Annotated in this window: 22 protein-coding genes; 6 read left to right on the top strand and 16 right to left on the bottom strand. The window is 61.7% G+C overall.

All coding sequences use genetic code 11. The features are described from left to right. Positions 1-27 precede the first annotated feature (27 nt). Genes cbbX through J5N58_RS03575 form a run of 3 tightly spaced genes read left to right on the top strand, consistent with a single transcriptional unit; the run spans position 28 to position 2,264 of the window. Positions 28-960, top strand: coding sequence for a CbbX protein (cbbX, locus tag J5N58_RS03585; RefSeq protein WP_112831323.1), 933 nt, complete (start codon positions 28-30; stop codon positions 958-960). Then, positions 957-1,637: a ribulose-phosphate 3-epimerase gene (gene rpe / locus J5N58_RS03580; protein WP_244709711.1), complete on the top strand. Its 681-nt coding sequence runs from the start codon at positions 957-959 to the stop codon at positions 1,635-1,637. The genes cbbX and rpe overlap by 4 nt, the downstream gene beginning before the upstream one ends. A gap of 33 nt (positions 1,638-1,670) precedes the next feature. Beyond that, positions 1,671-2,264: a thioredoxin family protein gene (locus tag J5N58_RS03575; protein ID WP_244709708.1), complete on the top strand. Its 594-nt coding sequence runs from the start codon at positions 1,671-1,673 to the stop codon at positions 2,262-2,264. Positions 2,265-2,602: 338 nt separating this feature from the next. On the opposite strand, the gene gfa is transcribed toward J5N58_RS03575, so the two are convergent. From gfa to J5N58_RS03525, 10 genes are all read right to left on the bottom strand, one after another. Beyond that, entirely contained in the window at positions 2,603-3,172 is a 570-nt protein-coding gene (gene gfa, locus J5N58_RS03570; RefSeq protein WP_113340919.1) for an S-(hydroxymethyl)glutathione synthase, read from the bottom strand. Positions 3,173-3,299: 127 nt separating this feature from the next. Then, positions 3,300-4,094 (bottom strand): ABC transporter permease, encoded by a 795-nt coding sequence (locus J5N58_RS03565; protein WP_112831327.1) that lies wholly within the window; start codon positions 4,092-4,094, stop codon positions 3,300-3,302. Next, the gene (locus J5N58_RS03560) at positions 4,091-4,819 is read right to left on the bottom strand and encodes an ABC transporter ATP-binding protein (RefSeq protein ID WP_113466381.1); all 729 of its coding nucleotides are present in this window, start codon (positions 4,817-4,819) and stop codon (positions 4,091-4,093) included. Before J5N58_RS03560 ends, J5N58_RS03565 begins: the two co-directional genes overlap by 4 nt. Continuing rightward, the gene (locus J5N58_RS03555) at positions 4,816-5,448 is read right to left on the bottom strand and encodes an ABC transporter ATP-binding protein (protein WP_113466380.1); all 633 of its coding nucleotides are present in this window, start codon (positions 5,446-5,448) and stop codon (positions 4,816-4,818) included. The genes J5N58_RS03560 and J5N58_RS03555 overlap by 4 nt, the downstream gene beginning before the upstream one ends. Then, positions 5,445-6,179 (bottom strand): ABC transporter permease, encoded by a 735-nt coding sequence (locus tag J5N58_RS03550; protein ID WP_425314451.1) that lies wholly within the window; start codon positions 6,177-6,179, stop codon positions 5,445-5,447. Before J5N58_RS03550 ends, J5N58_RS03555 begins: the two co-directional genes overlap by 4 nt. A gap of 19 nt (positions 6,180-6,198) precedes the next feature. After that, positions 6,199-7,182 carry an ABC transporter substrate-binding protein gene (locus tag J5N58_RS03545; RefSeq protein ID WP_425314455.1) on the bottom strand — a complete coding sequence of 328 codons (984 nt, stop codon included), beginning with the start codon at positions 7,180-7,182 and terminating at the stop codon, positions 6,199-6,201. 96 nt (positions 7,183-7,278) lie between these two features. Next, complete coding sequence (locus J5N58_RS03540) at positions 7,279-7,536, bottom strand: hypothetical protein (RefSeq protein WP_244709706.1); 258 nt, start codon at positions 7,534-7,536, stop codon at positions 7,279-7,281. Positions 7,537-7,559: 23 nt separating this feature from the next. Then, positions 7,560-8,027 (bottom strand): cupredoxin domain-containing protein, encoded by a 468-nt coding sequence (locus J5N58_RS03535; protein ID WP_113447812.1) that lies wholly within the window; start codon positions 8,025-8,027, stop codon positions 7,560-7,562. Between the two features lie 36 nt (positions 8,028-8,063). Beyond that, positions 8,064-9,041, bottom strand: a complete 978-nt coding sequence (locus tag J5N58_RS03530; protein WP_244709704.1) for a YVTN family beta-propeller repeat protein — start codon at positions 9,039-9,041, stop codon at positions 8,064-8,066. Positions 9,042-9,043: 2 nt separating this feature from the next. After that, the gene (locus J5N58_RS03525; protein WP_113426625.1) at positions 9,044-10,231 is read right to left on the bottom strand and encodes an ABC transporter substrate-binding protein; all 1,188 of its coding nucleotides are present in this window, start codon (positions 10,229-10,231) and stop codon (positions 9,044-9,046) included. A 123-nt stretch (positions 10,232-10,354) separates the two neighbouring features. On the opposite strand from J5N58_RS03525, the gene J5N58_RS03520 reads away from it, so the two are divergent. The 3 genes from J5N58_RS03520 to J5N58_RS03510 are packed head-to-tail and all read left to right on the top strand — an operon-like array spanning position 10,355 to position 12,380. Next, positions 10,355-10,864, top strand: a complete 510-nt coding sequence (locus J5N58_RS03520) for a DUF3280 domain-containing protein (RefSeq protein ID WP_113487659.1) — start codon at positions 10,355-10,357, stop codon at positions 10,862-10,864. A 9-nt stretch (positions 10,865-10,873) separates the two neighbouring features. Further along, complete coding sequence (locus J5N58_RS03515) at positions 10,874-11,407, top strand: SRPBCC family protein (protein WP_244709702.1); 534 nt, start codon at positions 10,874-10,876, stop codon at positions 11,405-11,407. Positions 11,408-11,426: 19 nt separating this feature from the next. After that, complete coding sequence (locus J5N58_RS03510; RefSeq protein ID WP_244709700.1) at positions 11,427-12,380, top strand: YncE family protein; 954 nt, start codon at positions 11,427-11,429, stop codon at positions 12,378-12,380. A gap of 1 nt (position 12,381) precedes the next feature. On the opposite strand, the gene J5N58_RS03505 is transcribed toward J5N58_RS03510, so the two are convergent. The 6 genes from J5N58_RS03505 to fghA all read right to left on the bottom strand — a co-directional run bounded on the left by J5N58_RS03505 (position 12,382) and on the right by fghA (position 17,616). Beyond that, positions 12,382-12,960 (bottom strand): PQQ-dependent catabolism-associated CXXCW motif protein, encoded by a 579-nt coding sequence (locus tag J5N58_RS03505; RefSeq protein WP_113340928.1) that lies wholly within the window; start codon positions 12,958-12,960, stop codon positions 12,382-12,384. Beyond that, positions 12,957-13,823, bottom strand: coding sequence for a substrate-binding domain-containing protein (locus J5N58_RS03500; protein WP_113340929.1), 867 nt, complete (start codon positions 13,821-13,823; stop codon positions 12,957-12,959). Before J5N58_RS03500 ends, J5N58_RS03505 begins: the two co-directional genes overlap by 4 nt. Next, positions 13,783-14,268, bottom strand: a complete 486-nt coding sequence (locus tag J5N58_RS03495; protein WP_244710082.1) for a c-type cytochrome, methanol metabolism-related — start codon at positions 14,266-14,268, stop codon at positions 13,783-13,785. The genes J5N58_RS03500 and J5N58_RS03495 overlap by 41 nt, the downstream gene beginning before the upstream one ends. Before the next feature lie 122 nt (positions 14,269-14,390). Next, positions 14,391-16,193, bottom strand: a complete 1,803-nt coding sequence (xoxF5, locus tag J5N58_RS03490) for a lanthanide-dependent methanol dehydrogenase XoxF5 (protein WP_113340931.1) — start codon at positions 16,191-16,193, stop codon at positions 14,391-14,393. A gap of 170 nt (positions 16,194-16,363) precedes the next feature. Further along, positions 16,364-16,771 (bottom strand): c-type cytochrome, encoded by a 408-nt coding sequence (locus J5N58_RS03485; protein WP_112831340.1) that lies wholly within the window; start codon positions 16,769-16,771, stop codon positions 16,364-16,366. A 14-nt stretch (positions 16,772-16,785) separates the two neighbouring features. Then, entirely contained in the window at positions 16,786-17,616 is an 831-nt protein-coding gene (fghA, locus tag J5N58_RS03480) for an S-formylglutathione hydrolase (RefSeq protein WP_244709697.1), read from the bottom strand. Between the last annotated feature and the right edge of the window lie 48 nt (positions 17,617-17,664).

Raw genomic sequence — 17,664 nt, 5'->3', positions numbered from 1 at the left:
CCGAAAGCATGAGAGGGAGGAAGGACGATGGCCATGCCAGAGAAGATCCCGGATGACGAAGGACCGCCCGAAACCGTCGATCTCAGGGAGGAATATCGCACGTCGGGCGTGAGCGACATTCTCGACGAACTGGACCGGCAGCTTGTCGGCCTGAAGCCGGTGAAGCAGCGCATCCGCGAAACCGCAGCGCTGTTGCTGGTGGAGCGGGCACGCCGCGCCATGGGGCTTTCGCACGAACCTCCCTCCCTGCACATGAGCTTCACCGGCAATCCCGGCACTGGCAAGACCACGGTCGCGCTGCGGATGGCCGACCTACTCCACCGGCTGGGCTATATCCGCAAGGGCCATCTGGTTTCGGTAACCCGCGACGATCTGGTGGGCCAGTATATCGGCCACACCGCGCCCAAGACCAAGGAGATCTTGAAGAAAGCCATGGGCGGCGTGCTCTTCATCGATGAGGCCTACTACCTCTATCGCCCCGACAACGAGCGCGACTACGGCCAGGAAGCAATCGAAATCCTGCTGCAGGTGATGGAAAACAACCGCGACGACCTTGTGGTGATCCTGGCCGGCTATTCCGACCGCATGGATCGCTTCTTCGAGAGCAATCCCGGCTTTCGTTCCCGCATCGCCCATCACATCGACTTCCCGGATTATGACGATGGCGAACTGCTCTCCATCGCCGAAAGCATGCTGGAGCGACAGGGCTATCGTCTCGACCGGGGTGCCGTGACGGTGATGGCCGATTATATCTCCCGCCGGCGAGGCCAGCCGCATTTCGCCAATGCCCGCTCCATCCGTAACGCGCTCGACCGGGCGCGGTTGCGACAGGCGAACCGCCTGTTCGAGGAGACGAAGGGACCGGTCGATGCCGAGCAGCTTTCGACCATCATCGACCGCGACATTGCGGCGAGCCGCGTCTTCACCATGCCAGGCCAACCCCGGGAGGTATCGCCGTGACTCAGGACATCATCATCGCGCCGTCGGTGCTATCAGCCGATTTCTCCCGTCTGGGCGACGAAGTAGAGGCCGTCTGCCGCGCCGGCGCCGACTGGATCCATCTCGACGTGATGGACGGTCATTTCGTACCCAACATCACCTTCGGTCCGCCTGTTATCAAGGCGATCCGCAACCGTACGGACAGGATTTTCGACTGCCACCTGATGATCGAGCCCGCCGATCCCTATCTCGCAGCCTTCGCGGAAGCCGGCTGCGACTACATCACCGTCCATGCCGAGGCCTGCACCCATCTCGACCGCTCGCTTCAGGCGATCCGCGATCTCGGCTGCAAGGCCGGTGTTTCGCTCAATCCATCGACGCCGGAGAGCGTCATCGAATATTCACTTGATCGCGTCGACCTCGTGCTGATGATGACCGTGAACCCCGGATTCGGCGGGCAGGCCTTCATACCCTCGGTGGTGGAAAAGGTCCGGCGGGTGAAGTCGATGATCGGCAAGCGGCCGATCATGATCGAAATCGACGGCGGCGTTACGCCACAGACGGCGCCGCTGGTCGTGTCCGCAGGAGCCGATATACTCGTTGCGGGGTCCGCGATCTTCAAGGGCGGCGAACAGGCCTATGCGGGCAACATTTCCGCATTGCGCAAGGCATCGGAAGGGGTTCGCGAAGCCGCCTGAAACCAGCCCCGAAACAGGCAAAGGGAGATGACAATGGCAGCGACGGCACCGGTTTGCGATTTCGGCTGGAAAGCGGCGGATGACCGCCTCATTGGAACGGAGGGCCGGGCCTTTTCGATTCACGATCTCGCCGGGCCGAACGGGCTTGTCGTCGCCTTCATCTGCAATCATTGCCCCTATGTGAAGGCCGTGATCGAGAGAATCGTCGAAGATGCGCTGGAACTCGAAAAGCACGGGATCGGTTTCGTGGCGATCAACTCCAATGATTCCAGCGCCTATCCCGAGGATTCCTTCGAGAACATGAAGCGCTTCGCCGAGGAGCACCTCCTTCCCTTCCCCTATCTCCATGACGAAGATCAGTCCGTCGCCCGCGCTTACGGCGCCGTCTGCACACCCGACTTCTTCGGTTTCAACAGCGGACTGGAACTGCAATATCGCGGCCGTCTCGATGCGTCACGCAAGGAAAGGGAGGCCGGCGACCTGCGTCGCGACCTCCTCGAAGCCATGATACAGATTGCCCGAACCGGACAGGGACCCTCCGTGCAGCACCCCTCCATCGGCTGCTCGATCAAGTGGAAAGCCGGCAGCCCGGCGGACGACTGGTCTTCGGTCGCCGTTCATCCCTGAGGGCCAAACGACATCAGCGGGACTGGAAAGCAAGGCATCCATTTGCGCAGGCGAAGGACGCTCCGACAACCTCAATACGCTGATTGGCCGGTAATACCGTCTTCGGTAGGGAGGCAGACGCCCTGAAACCTCAAGGTGTCGCGCCGAAGCTCCTCCAAGCCCCGCCCGTCTTCCGCAGGGGATGCGGAAAAACGGGCGGTTGCGGGAGGAGGCTGGCTTGGCCTCGCCGTAACGGATGCTGGAAGATGCGGACGGCTTTCGCCGTAACGTCCGCCCCCATCTTCTCTGAATATGACCACTGCGGGGTCGAAGGCCGGAAGGCCTTCCTGTCTCCCTCTTTATGCGGCCAGTGCACCCGACTGCTTGGCAATATGTGTGGCGATCGCATCCATCAGCGCCGGTGAAAGTGCATCATAGGGCGGCAGGCCCAATTCGTTGAGACGCGCCCGAATTTCCGGCATCAGGTCCGGACTGACCCCGCTCTCGATGACCGAGGAAACAAAAGCCGCAAATTCCGGCGGCGACCAGCCGGTCTCATCGCTGAGTTCCGTATGGACGAAGTCGAGCCCGTAGAAGGGATGCTTGGTATTCTCGATGCGGCCATACATGTGGGTGCCGCATTCCTTGCAGGCGTGGCGCTGGATCGTGGCACCGGAATCGACGACGTAGAGCTTTTCCTCGCCCGAGGTGACCTTGACCTTGTCGCGCGACACGACAGCGATCTGGGCGAAGATCGCGCCCTTCGGCTTCCAGCATTTGGTGCAGCCGCAGGCGTGGTTGTGCGCCGTCTGCGCGCCGATCGAAACGGTCACCGGATTGGTCGCGCATTTGCACTTCAAGGTACCACCGGAAAAACCGGCCTTTGCTGGCGGCCAGCCGTTGTCGATGGACGGATGCAGCTTAATCATGGGGTCCTCCTCCTCGGGTTTTGACGCCTCCAGCGCCATCATTTCAAGGACAGGATCGGGGCAAAAAGGTCTTGCGACAATATAGCGGAAAGTGTCGGTTTTTCGCGCTGTGGTGGCTCGCCGGGCCTCAGCGACCTCGGGAACGCAGCATGGCGCGGGCGGGATCGTAGCCCCAGAGCGCCGCCAGCATGAAGACCGCGAAACAGCCGACGACCCAGAAAAGCGCTTCCAGATTGAGTTCGCCGTAAAGGGCGAAGCGGATGAGCTCGACGGCATGGGTAAAGGGGTTATAGGCGCAGATATCGCGCAGCAGCGGCGAACTCTCGGCCATCTTCCACAGCGGGTAAAGCGCCGAGGACAGGAAGAACATCGGAAAGATCACGAAGTTCATGACGCCGGCGAAATTCTCGAGCTGCCGGATGGTCGAGGAGATCAGGAGACCGAAGGCTCCGAGCATCAGACCGCTCAGAAGCAGGGCGGGCAGCACTGCGATGTAGCCGAGGGGCGGCAGTTCGATGCCGGTCAGCGCAGCGATACCGAGGAAGACCATGACCTGCAGGATGGAAACGATGACGCCGGCAAGCAGCTTGGAAAACAGCAGCCACCAGCGGGGCAGCGGCGACGTCAAAAGAAGCCGCATCGACCCCATTTCCTGATCGTAGACCAGCGACAGCGACGACTGCATGCCATTGAACAGCTGGATCATGCCGCAAAGCCCCGGCACGATATAGACCTCATAGGTGATATAGGTCTGGTAGGGCGGAATGATCGAAACGCCGAGAGCGGCGCGAAAACCGGCGGCAAAGACCAGAAGCCAGACGAGCGGCCGCACCAGCGCCGCAAGGAACCGCCCGCGCTGACGGATAAAGCGCAGGTTTTCGCGGGTGATGATGGCGATAAGCGCAGTCAGCCAGGGTTTCATGCGATTGCCTCGCTACCCTCGGCAGTCATGGCAAGGAAAGCCTTCGCCAGCCCTTGCCCGCCTGCAAGGTCGGAGGCCGAACCGTCGCTCAGCACCTTGCCTCGATGCAGCACCACGACCTGATCCGACATGGCAATCTCGTCCACCAGATGCGTCGCCCAGAGCACGGCAAGACCGCCCTCCGCCAGCCCATGCACATGATCGGTGATCGCCTGCCTGGACGCGGCGTCGAGCCCGACCGTCGGCTCGTCGAGCAGCAGAATGTCGGGTCGATGCACCAGCGCGCGGGCGATCTCCATGCGTCGGCGATGGCCGCCATTGAGCGCCCTCACCTGTTCGTCAGCGCGCTCGGCCATGCCGAGCTGTGCCAGCGACCGCTCGATGGCATCCGCAGCCTCGCGTCCCGAGAGGCCATGCAGGCCGGCGAAATAGCGCATGTTCCGCCTGACCGTCATGTCGAGGTCGAGCGTCGGCTGCTGGAAAACGACGCCGATACGGGCAAGCGCGGATCGCGGCGAGCGCGCGATATCGAAACCGGCGACACCGATCGTCCCCTCGTCCGCCACGATCAGCCGCGTCAGCAGGGCGAAGAGCGTGGACTTGCCGGCGCCGTTCGGTCCGAGCAACGCGCAGAAACATCCGGGCGTCACGGCAAAGCTGACATCGTCAAGCGCTTTGCGTTCACCGTAACGGTAGCTGACGTGGCGGATATCCAGCCCCTTCACCGCGCCGTCCCCCGTTTGGAGACGGCATCATCCTCGCGGTTGAGGATCGTGGCGGGGTGACCGGCAAGCCGGAGCCGGCGACCGGCGAGCCGTTCCGCCTCCCTTTCCGAATGGGTCACCAGAATGACGGCCGGCCGTGTCTCGGCAACCAGCGCCTCCGTGAGTTCCAGCATCTCCTCCGCGGTCTCGGGATCGAGCGAGACATAAGGTTCGTCCATCACCAGCAGTTCCGGCCTTCCGGCAAAGGCCCGCGCCAGCGCCAGCCGGCGCTGCTGGCCGAGCGACAACTGCCCAGGAAAAAGTCCGGCCTTGTCGGCAATGCCGATGCGGTGAAGCGCTGAAAGGGCTGCCTCGTCACCAAGCGCCGGATGCACGATGGTCAGGTTCCGCAAGACGCTGCGCCAGGGCAGCAGCACCGGCTCCTGAAACACCATGGCGATATTGGCCGGGCGCTCTACCGATCCTTCGAAGACCGGATCGATACCGGCGATCAGCCGGAGTAGGGTCGACTTGCCGATACCCGACGATCCCAGAATGGCGACGGTTTCTCCAACTGTCATTTCGAAGCGGACATCCTTCAAAATGACATTGTCTCCGAAGGCCTTGCGGCGGATATCGACCCTTATCATGCCGTCCTCCAGCGCCGCGCCCGACGTTCCACCGGTTGCAGCAGCAGGGCCTCGACCACGAGCATCACGGCAATGAAGGTCAAGGCATAGACCAGCACCATGGCAACGTCGAAAAGCTGGAAATAGAAATGAATCTGGAAGCCGATGCCGCTGGAACGCCCCAGAAACTCGACGACCAGCACGATCTTCCAGATGACTGCAATGCCGGACCGGGCGGCGCCCGCGAGAAAGGGCGCAAGCTGTGGCAACACCACATGGCGCAGCCTTGAAAAACCGCTCATGCGATAGACCTTCGCCATGGCATCGAGATCGGGATCGAGCGCCCGTGCGCCCTCACGCACCAGCGTCGCGACATTGGGGATCTTGTTGAGCACCACTGCCAGGATCGCTGCCGTTTCGTTGAGGCCGATCCACAGGTAGCAAAGTACGATCAGCACCAGCGCCGGCAGGTTAAGAAACACGACGAGCCAGGGATCGAGCCAGCGGTCGACACTCGGAAAACGCCCCATCAGAAAGCCGATGGCCGCCCCGATCAGCATGGCCGGCACGAAGGCGCAGACAACCCGAAACAGCGTCATACCCAGATGATAAGGCAACGCGCCGGAGCCGACGACACGGACGAACGGTTCAAGCAACGTCCACGGCTGCGGCAGCACGGTCGCGTCGGCGGTCAGCCCTGCGGCAACGATCCAGACAAGCAGGATCAGACCGAGCGAAACGGAACGGACCACCACCGGATTTCGTAGGGCCTCATTCAAGGTGGAGGAATACTCCTTCCGGCAGGGAGGTGGCCTTGCCGACCAGTTCCTCACCGCCGAGTTCGGCCATGATCTTCAGGAACCTGTCGGCCGCTGCCTCGTCAATGGGCTTGCCGCTCGGAATGCCGGCGCGGTAGCCATCGCGAAGCGCCGAGAACTCCTTGTCATCGGCGGCATTCATCTGACCGCGCAATCCCTCCCAGGCGGCATCGTCTGTGCGCAGCAATTCCTTAGCGGCAAGCGAAGCCTTGTAGAGCCCCTGCGCGACCTCGGGATGAAGGGCGACATAGTCGCCCTTCAGCACATAGCCGAGAAGCGGCGTATCCGGATCGAGCCCGAGTTCGGTTGCGGCGTCGGCAACGGTCACCAGATCGTGCATGCCCTTCGCCTTCATCTTGGCGAGGAAATGCCAGAAATTGACGGCACCCGCCGTTTCACCCGACAGAGCCGCCTTGAAAATCAGCGGCGGCGCGCCGAACACCTGCTCGGTTTCGCCGGCCAGATCCATGCCGTGTTTCTTTTTTGCGTAAGCCCTGAGGATCAGCCAGCTCTTGTCGAGCGGCCCGCCGGCGATGCCGATCTTCTTGCCGGCAAGATCCGGCAAGGCCTTCACAGGGCTGTCATCCTTGACGACCAGCCCTCCAACCGCACGCGAATAGGGAATGAATACATAGTCCTTGCCCGCCGCCCGCTGATAGGCCACCCAGATCCAGTCGGCCACCATGGTATCGGCCTCGCCGCCTTCGAAGGCGACGCGCGTCGCGCCGTTATCCGCGTAATCCTGCACGGCCATCTCGAAACCGTTCTTCCGGTCGAAGCCATTGGCCTTGATCGTGGCGATTTCCCAGTTGACCGTGCCGGACGCCAGCATGGCGGCACGCAGCTTCGGCGGTTCCTCGGCAATCGCCAGTGTAATGCCCATCGCCAGCAGACAGCCTGCCAGTACGCCAGACAGAATTCCCGTAGATATCTTCATCATTCCAGACCTCCCAGGACCTGCCTTTTCCCGCCGGTCCACTCGCCGTTGCGTTCTTACACGATTCTCCGGCCCGGCAGGAAACGCCGACAAGCGCTATTCCTTGCGCTTATCGGCGACGCTCAGATCGGCGTTCAGCTTCATGTCGTACTGCCCATCGGCGCAGAAGACGTCATCCAGTTCGAACCCACCGTCATCCGCCTCGATATTGGCCGGATCGACCTCGCATTGCATGGTCTTCAGCATAGCGAGGATCGCCGTCTGCTTGTCGGCCGGCACTTCCTCGGCGGAAGCGCTGAGCGGCATGGCGAAAACGGCTGAGAGAAAGGCAATCGTCATCAAATGTTTTGTCATGTCCCTGCTCCTCCTGAACAGAATTATTGAATGGCAATCTTGATCTTCTGGCTGTCACTCGCGGTATTCGGGATGCGAACCTCGTAACTGCCGGGCTTGATGGCGATGAACGAAAGAGTGGCGAGACCGGCCTTGTCGAATTCAAGGCTGTCGATCGCCATCGGCCGCACCTCGATGCCGTTGATGACGATCTCGTTCATCCAGATCGCCCGGAAGAATTCCGGCCCCGTGATCGCCAGTTCGGCCGAACCGTCGGCGGTGACCTTCAGCTCGTAATAGGCGCCGGATTGCAGCTTCACCTCGCCCGCCCCGAGCGGCTTTCCGGATGCAAGCGTAAGCTCGATCGGCTCGCCGCGATTGCATTTGGCGAGCAGCCCGGCGAACCCGAGCTTGTCGCAAAGCGGCGCGGCAAGAGCCGTTGTGTTCGCCAGCATTCCCGTCGCCGGAACCGCCAGCAAGGCGGCAAATGCCGCGATTAGGACCTTATGCATGTTCGAAATCCTCCCAATGAAATTGCATGTCCAAAATCAATCCGGCGCCACCACCACGCCCCATGGCTGTTCACCGACCGGCACCGAACGAATGACCTTCTCCGCCTTCACGTCGATGATGCTGACATCGTTGGAATTGCCGTTGGTGACGACGAGAAAATCCTCCTTCGGGGTTAAGGCCATCTGCCAGACCCGCTGCCCCACCAGCAGATAATCGAGCACCTCATCCGTCGCCGCATCGACAACGGCAACCCGGTTCGCCGGCCCGAGCGCGACGAACACACGCGAGCCGTCACGGGTCGCCTTGACGCCGACGGGCTGCAGCCATTCATGCAGGACGCCAGCAACCTCGAAGGTGATCTTCTTGTCGACCTTCGGCTCACCCTCGCCGCCGAGATTGATGACCGAAACGGTGCCGCCGATCTCGGCGCTGACATAGAGCTTCTTGCCATCGGCGGTGAATTCGGCATAGCGCGGCCGCTGGTCGACCAGCACGTTGTGCACGATCTCATAGGTCGACGTGTCGATGAAATGCGCCATGTTGGTGGTCTCGGACGTGTTGATGAGCGTCTTGGCATCGGGACTGACGGCCACCCCTTCCGGCTCGACGCCGACGGGAATTTCAGCGAGCACCTGATGCGTCCTGGTGTCCACCACGGTCACCAGATTGTCGTCTTCGTTGGCGATGTAGAGCGGGTTGCCGGAAGGATGCAGCGCAAAGAGCTCCGGATCGGGTCCGGACGGCAGCGTATGCAGTTCCTTGTAGGTTTCCGGATCGAAGACCCTGACGGTATCGTCATCCGACGCACAAACATAGAGTTCCTTGCCATCAGGGCTGATGGTGATCCCGCGCGGCCGGTTGCCAGCGGGAAATTCGCCGATCTTTTCCCAGGTCTTGCTGTCGAGCACGGTGACGCTGTTGCCGCGCTCATTGGTGACAAACACCTTGTTGGCGAGCGCCGGTCCGCTCATCATGAGCGCAAGGGGCAGGATCACGAAGGCGGGTTTCAGCATGCTTATCCTCCAAAGGCGTGGCAGGCGGTTTCGGGCGCGTCGATCCCCAGCGTGTCGAGCGGGGAGAACTGGTGCAGGTAACCGTCCTGCGGCGAGACGGAGACGGTGATGCGTCCGTCGCCGAGCAGGATCGGCTGCCGCATCTGGCCGTTCCATGTGCGGAAGGTCAGTTTCTGTCCCTTGAAGGCGGCAAGATCGAAATCCTTGGAAAGCGCATAGTCGCGGATCGACTTCGCATCCGCCTTGCCGGAGCGCGTGACGGCTTCCCCGACAACCCGCATGGCAAGCCAGGCCTGGTAGTCCTCCTCACGCATGCTACGGCCGGCAAGCTTTTCGAAACGCCGCTGGAACTGGGTGGCGCCCCAGGATTCATGCGCCGGATGCCACGACAACGGCATCAACCCTGCCGAGCCCGCAACCGGCCTCGGGTCCCAGGAATGATAAGGCAGATAGGCCGCGAAAACGTCCGTCTCGTCGGCGGCGATGGTAACGTCGTGCTCCTTGGCGTCCTGGGTGAAAACCGGGATCTGCCGCTGGACCTGCACATGGCCGGTATCGGTGCGCCGCGCGCCGCCGGTGTCGACGAATTCGCGCTCCTCGACAATCTTGGCGCCGAACTTCGCGGCCGATTTGCGATAGCTCTCGGCGAGCAGCTTGTCTTCGGGGTGGGAGCCGTAGATCAGCATGATCCGCGCCCATTTCTTCCACATCAGGAACTGCACGACGCTGTCGGTCAGCATCGAACGGCTGGGCGAGACATGCAGCACGTTTGCCCGGCACTCGCCATCGCGCAGGGCATCGTCGCGGGCACCGGCATTGAGGATCAATGTGTCGGGACCGGCCCGGTCCGCGAGCTGCTTCAGCGTATCCCCGTCTGAAATCACCGCAACGAGGCCGATACCCTCGGCCTTGAGGGCATCCAGCGCCGCAAGAGCCTCCGCCGGCGCCACCGTCTTCGTGGTCAGCTTGTAATCCGTGCCGGTGAAGGCACCGGTGGTGCGATTGTCCTCATTGCCGAGCTTGGCGCCGGCAAGCCCCAGATCCGCAGGAGGCACATCGAGCCGCGAAATCGGCGGCGGCATGGGTTTGTCGACGCGAAGCAAGGCTACCTTCACCTCAAGCGCCCACGAAGCGGGTGCCGCAAAAAGCGCAAGGCAAAGGGTGGCAAGCGTAAGCTGCGGCTTAGACATTGTCGGAATGACCTCCCAATCTTCCTGACCGTCCTGAAGGTGAGGATAACAGTCAGGGTTGTGCAGCGAAACCGATACTTATGGATCGTGGTGTCGCAATTTCGCTATGCTACCCTCACCCGCATGCTGCGCATCCTGTTATCGCTTTTCCTGATCCTGATGCCCCCGCTTGCCCTGTCGAACCTGGACAAGCCGCTGAAACCCAATGCGAAAATCGCCTTTCTCGGGATAACCTTCATCGATACGTCGACCGAAGGTGCGTATAACGGCGAACGCCCGGACCAGACCGCCCGCACCCGACTTCTCGAGGAGACAACGCGCAAGCGCTTTGCAGAAAAGGGTTTCGTCATCCTCGACAACAGCCCGATCGCGGAAGAACTCGCCAACACCGTCAACCCCGCCGATTGCTATGGCTGCGAACTGCGCATGGCGGAACGCCTCGGCGCCGATTACGTACTGGTCGGAGAAGTGCAGAAAGTCTCCAACCTGATCCTCTCCATGAACCTCGTTCTGCGGGAGGTGAAAACCGGCGAGGCGCTGCGGGCGCTCGCCGTCGACATCAGGTCCAACACCGATGTGAGCTGGCTGCGCGGGCTCGATTACATCCTGAAAAACCATTTCTTTAAATCGTGAGGAGGAAGCATGCCCTACATCCGTAACCTGATACTGACGTTTATGTTGCTCATCCCGGGAATTGCCCTCGCGCACGGACCGACACGTCAGAAACTCACCCTTGCCGTCGATGTCGCGGCCGCGCCCGATGCCGTCTGGGCGGTCATTGGCAATTTCCAGGACATGAGCTGGCATCCCGCCGTCTTTTCGACGAAGGGCGAAGGCGGCAACGCCATCGACGCCACCCGCGTCCTGACCCTGGAAAAGGAGGGCGGTCCGACCATCTTGGAAGTGCTCTACAAATACGACGCGGCCAAGATGTCCTATTCCTACCGGATCAACGAGGTGGATGTCGCGGTTCTTCCCGTCACCAACTATTCCTCGCACCTGACGGTGACGCCGACCACCAGCGGCGGCTCGCACATCGAATGGCGCGGCGCATTCTACCGCGGCTATCCAAACAACGATCCGCCGGAAAATTTGAACGACGCGGCTGCGATTGCCGCCGTCACCGCCGTCTACAAGGCAGGGCTCGATGCGCTGGAAAAGAAGTTCGGCAAATAGCATCCCGCTGACACTGGTTATGGCTGCGGCATTGGTGGCGCCGCAGCCGGTTCAGGCCGATTATGCCTACGTGACGAACCAATCCTCCAGCGATCTGAGCGTCATCGATCTCAGCCGTGGAATCGAGGTCGAACGTCTCACTGTGCCCGGCCAGCCCGCCGGCGTGGCGGTGTCGCGGAGCCTGAAGGCCGTCTTTACCGTGAGCCCCGACAGCAAGACCGTTCGGCGTTACGGCCTGATGCCTCAGGCACCGACAGCCGAACGCCGGCTCGACGGCGGTCCGATGGGAATAGCCGTTGATGACAGACGCCAGCGTGTCTTCGTCTCCGACTGGTACAATGCCCGCGTCTGGGTTCTCGCCTCGGACAACCTCGAATTCAGGACGACGCTCAGGACCGGAAGCGCACCGGCTGGCCTTGCCCTTTCAGCCGATGGAAGATGGCTTGCCACGGCAGACCGGGATTCCGATCAGGTCTCCATCTTCGCTGCGGATACGCTCGAACTTCATCGCCGCATCACGGTTGGAGAGCGCCCCTTTGGCATAACATTCTCGCCGGATGGGAGGCTTTTTACCGCCGATGTCGGCAGCAACACGGTAACCGTGGTCGATCCGGAAGACGGCAAGGTTCTTGGCAAGGTCAGGACGCGGGAACGGCCCTACGGCGTTGCCTTTGCCGGCAGGCACGGCTTCGTCACCAACCAGTATGACGATAGCGTCAGCGTCTTCGATGCAACGACCTATGCCCCCGTGAAAGTCATATCCGTCGGCGAATATCCTGAGGGCATCGACACAACGGCTGACAGAAGGTTCGTCGTCGTTGCCAATTGGGCATCCAACACCATGTCACTGATCGACACTGAAAAGCTTGAGGTAACAGGAGAGATCGCCACCGGCGACGGTCCCCGGGCCTTCGGCCAGTTTCTCGCGGGCGGCCCGGCCGGAGAAGGGGCTGGAAACCCCGCCGGAAATTGAATCAGGAACCGCCCGGCTCCGGCGTCAATTGTTCGCTCGGATAACCGGCAGCCGCCCAGCCATCGCTGCCGTCAGGATACCAGTAGACCTTGCCGTAACCGAGTTCCAGCGCACGCCGGGCAGCGTTCCACGACATCCAGCAATCCGGCAGGCAGAAGAACAGCAGGGGATGTTCCTTGTCGCCACCCGATGCCTTTTCGAGCCCCTTGCGAAAATAGTCGAGCGTCACATCGGCGAGCTTGCCGTAGCCTGTGTTCGGAAGCCAGAGCGCACCCTTGACCGAGATCCGCGGCTTTTCCTTCCAGATGGTGCCCTCCGGCAGGTCTTTCGGCTTCGGCGGGCGGGGCAAAACGTCGATGAATTCGGCTTCGCCGCTTGCCCAAAGCCGATGGGCCTCTTCCGTCGAAACGACGGTTGCGCCGGCAAGCGTCGCCGGCACCGGAGCGCGATACTCGTCCTGCCGGTAATCTCCAGGTTCCTCGGCCACCGTCTTCGACGCGGGCACCTCTTCGGCCACGGCGAGGCCCGCAACGGCAAGGACGAAGAGGAAAGGCAAAACCGCCTTGCTGCGCGCAGTCATTTCTTTGCCTCCAGCGGTCCCGTGCCCATGTCGTTCAACAGCGGCACGCCGGCATCGGTCAGGATGGCATTGATCTTGTCCTGGTTGCGCCGGATCAGCGAATTGAGCTTGCGCTCCCAGACCTTCTCTCCCTGCCGCACGCCCATGGTAATGCGGTAGAAGAGCTTCGGCGGCGTGGTTTCCGAAAGAAGCGGGATCAGCTTGAATTCCGGATAGCCCTGCTTGACCAGCGGACCGCCGATCGGCCCCCAGAGTATGGCGGCGTCGATCGTTCCCGCCTTCAGGTCCGAGAGCATTTCGCCCGCCGGGTTTTCATAGCGTCGGTCGACCATCAGATCGTAACCCTTGGCTTTCGCAATCAGCCCGTAATGCGTCATCTGCGTCGCCGGTGGACTGCCGGCCACCACGCCGATGCGCTTGTCCCTGAGTGCCGCATCGCCGATCGTCGTCACGCCCGAAAGCGGGCCATCCGCAGGTACGATCAGTACGTAGCCGGAGGTGTAGTAATGATTGGTGTTGAGCACCATCTCGTCGCCCTGGGCATAGCCTATGACCACGTCGCATTTGTTGGCCTGAAGCGTCCGCCGGATGAAGCCCGTCGCCATGGGAAACCACGTATATTCCAGCGGCAGCTTCAACTCCGCCGCGAAGAGTTCGGCAATCCGGTTTTCGAAACCGGCGCCGGCTTGATCCGACATGGGCAGGTTGGCGGGGTCCGCACAGACGCGAAACGCCGTCTTCGACACCAGATCGGACGTCTGGGCGAAGACCGGCGTATGACCCGAGACCGCGAGCCCGAAGGCGAGCAGCCCTGCCCACAGCCTAGCGACCAAGGCAATCGGCTTCCGCTTGACGGATCGCATCGGATTTGTCCTCTCTCTTGGCCGGGCGACCGCGCGGCAGCGCATCCGTACCGCGTGCCTTCAGGTAGACGTAGATGTCGTCGAGATAGCACATGACGTTGACGTTATCGCCGAAGGCCGGCATCACCGAATTATGGGACGCGTCCACCTTCTTGCGACCGTTCGTCACCACGTCGACGAAGGCGTAATAATCCATGTTGACAGCGGAGTTCTTCAGCGCCGGCGCATAGGAAGAGCCCTCGCCTTCCGGCCCGTGACAGACGTGACATTCCGAATGATAGCGCCGGAAGCCGGAATAGGTCAGCCAGTCGATCGTCCCGTCCGGTGCGATCTTGTAGGTCGGCACGCCGTCTGCCGTATAATAGCGGCCGTCCTCGCTGGTGACAGCGGTAATGTTGTCGACCTTCTTTTCGGCATCCTGCGACAGAACGGGTCCGGCAAGCATCGATGCGGCGAGGGCGATCGGCAAGATTTTTGCAAAGCTGTTCATATTGTGTCCTTCTGGGCCTTGAGAGCAAACTGGCGCGGGCTTTTCTCCCGCGCCAGTTCTCTGGCGTTTGGCCGCCGTCAGTTCGGCAGCGAGAACACGGTCAGCGTGCCGCCGAGCGCGGTATAATCGCTGAGCGCCGCATAACCACCGACAGCACCGAGACCTTCGTTCGGGTTGGTCAGGCCGGCTGCGAGGCCGATACCGGCCCAGCCGCCGACGCCCGAAAGCACGGCCACGTACTGCTTGCCGCCATGGCTGTAGGTCATGACGTTGCCGATGACCCCCGATGGCGTCTTGAAGCGATAGAGTTCCTTACCACTATCGGCGTCGACGGCCTTCAGATAGCCTTCCAGCGTGCCGTAGAAGACCACATTGCCTGCCGTGGCGAGCGCGCCGGACCAGACGGAAAACTTCTCGGGCAGCGACCACTTGATCTTGCCTTCCTTGTTGTCCCAGGCAATGAAATTGCCCATGCCGCCATGGCTGCCCGGTGCCGGATACATCGAGAGCGTCGCCCCGACATAGGGCTGGCCGGCGGTGTAGCTGACACGGAAGGGTTCGTAATCCATGCAGACATGGTTGGTCGGCACGTAGAACAGTTCGGTCTTCGGCGAATAGGCGGCCGGCTGCTGGTCCTTGGTGCCGAGAGCGGCGGGGCAGATGCCGGTCGAGTTGACGTCTTCGCCGTTCTTCTCGGTCGAGTACTGCGCAACGACCTGCGGACGGCCGTATTGTTCGGACTTCGGGTCCATCACGACCTCGGTCGCCCAGTTGACGGCGGGATCGTATTTCTCCGCAACCAGAAGCTCGCCCGTTAGCCGGTCCAGCGTATAGCCGAAGCCGTTACGGTCGAAATGGGTGAGCAGCTTGCGGCTCTTGCCGCCGAAATCCTGCTCCGTCAGGATCATCTCGTTGACGCCGTCATAGTCCCATTCGTCATGGGGCGTCATCTGGTAGACCCATTTCGTCATGCCGGTATCGACATCGCGGGCGAAGATGGTCATGGACCAGCGGTTGTCGCCCGGACGCTGGGTCGGGTTCCAGGTCGAGGGGTTACCCGAGCCGTAATAGATCAGGTTCTCCTCCGGATCGTAGGAATACCAGCCCCAGGTCGTGCCGCCGCCGATCTTCCACTGATCGCCTTCCCAGGTGGTCAGGCCGGAATCCTTGCCGACCGGCTTGCCGAGATGGGTGGTCTTTTCCGGATCGATCAGCGTGTCGCTGTCGGGACCCATCGAATAGCCGCGCCACAAAAGCTTGCCGTCTGCCATGGAATAGGCGGTCACCGAACCGCGTACGCCGAACTCGCCGCCGGAAATGCCGACGATGACCTTGTCCTTCACCGGCAATACTGTCGCGGTATTGGTTTCGCCCTTCTTAGGATCACCGTTCTTGACGCTCCAGATCACCTTGCCGGTCTTGGCATCGAGCGCGACGACGGTGGTGTCGGCCTGGTGCAGGAAGATCTTGCCCTCGGCATAGGCGACGCCGCGATTGACGGTATCGCAGCACATCACCGGAATGACGTCCGGGTCCTGCTTGGGTTCGTATTTCCAGACGATCTGGCCTTCCTTGTCGAGGTCGAGCGCGAAGACCGTGTTGGGGAACGGCGCATGCACGTACATCATGTTGCCGACGACCAGCGGAGAGCCTTCATGGCCACGCAGGACGCCCGTCGAGAAGGTCCAGGCGACCTGCAGCTTTCCGACGTTTTCCTTGTTGATCTGATCGAGCTTCGAATAACGCTGGTTGGCGTAATCGCCCGTCTGAATGACCCACTGGTTGGGGTCGTCGATCTGTTTCTGCAAATCCGAATTGGCGAAGGCGACCTGCGAGCTGCCTAGCGCGAATGCGGCGAGCAATGTGAGCAATCTCTTCATGCTATCCTCCCGTTGGGTACCGCCGATCAGGGTCCTCCACCCCCTTCGCCCCGGGACAACCTTTCGGTCTCCTCCATCCCGGCATCGGCCTTGCGAAGCGCCTCATGACCTTCCACGGCCGGTTCCGCCGGCGCTCCGGTCCATGCTAAAGTGGTTATCCTGGCTCCTTTCTATTGGTTGAACGTCGATAGATAGGCGATGAGATCGGCCCGCTCCTGATCCTTGCGAATCCCCGCGAAAGCCATCTTCGTTCCGGGCACGAATGCCTTCGGATTGGTCAGGAACTCCGAAATCTTCTCGGGCGCCCACACCAGCCCTTCCCCTGCCACCTTGGCCATGCCCGCGGAATAGGAGTAATCGGCGATGCTGCCAGCGGGACGCCCGACCACGCCCGTCAGCAGCGGTCCCGTCTTGCTGACGGCGCCGGGACCGATCGCATGGCAGGCCTGACACTTGCGGAAAACCTTCTCTCCCGCGGCGGGGTCGCCATTGAGGCCCTCCATCGCCGTGACCGGTGCGGCAAGGCTTGTCGCGAGCGTGCCGGCCAATGCAAAAATCAAAGCCTGTCGTGAAATCATGCCTGTCCTCTCCTTCAGGCGGCCTTCAGCCGCTCCGCATGCCAACGCACATGGTCCTCGGCGAAACTCGCCACGAAATAATAACTGTGATCGTATCCGGCCTGCATGCGCAGCATGCCGGGCTGGCGCCGCTCCGCCATCAGCCGTGCCATCGCCTCGGGTCGCAACTGCTCGAGAAACTGGTCGGATGAACCCTGATCGATCAGGATGTCTCCATTCCAGCCGAGATCGGCCAGGAGAAGGCAGGCGTCGTGTTTCGCCCAATGAGCTTCGTCGTCGCCGAGATAGGCGGAAAACTGCTTCCTTCCCCAGTCCGAACGCGTCGGGTTGACGATCGGCGCAAAGGCCGAGAGCGACCGGAAGGTCTCCGGATTGCGAAACGCGATGGTCAAGGCGCCGTGGCCGCCCATCGAGTGGCCGGTGATGCCGAAGACGCCGTTGAGCGGCAACTCCTTCTGCAGCAGCGCCGGCAGTTCGGAAACGACGTAGTCATACATGCGGAAATGCCGCGCCCAGGGCTTCTGCGTCGCATTCACGTAGAAACCGGCGCCCTGTCCGAGATCGTATGCCTGATCGTCCGCAACACCCTCGCCCCGCGGAGAGGTGTCCGGAAAGACGACCGCCAGATCATGTTCCGACGCATATTTCTGCAGTCCCGCCTTTATCATGGCGTTCTCATGGGTGCAGGTCAGCCCCGACAGATACCAGAGCAACGGCACCGGACGAGCCCGCGCCACAGGCGGCAGGTAGAGGCCGAAAGTCATTTCCGCAGCGCAGGCTTCGGACCGGTGCCGGTAGACCGACTGTGTTCCCCCGAAGCTCTGGCTTTGCGACACGAGTTCCATCCCACGCGCCTTCAATAGACGACGACGCCGCGGATGGATTCACCCTTG

It is taken from the genome of Paenirhizobium cremeum (genome assembly GCF_022884085.1).
In the GTDB taxonomy this organism is placed as follows: Bacteria; Pseudomonadota; Alphaproteobacteria; order Rhizobiales; family Rhizobiaceae; genus Allorhizobium; species Allorhizobium cremeum.
Note: the sequence above shows the minus strand (reverse complement) of the source record. Positions and strands in the feature narration are given on the sequence as shown.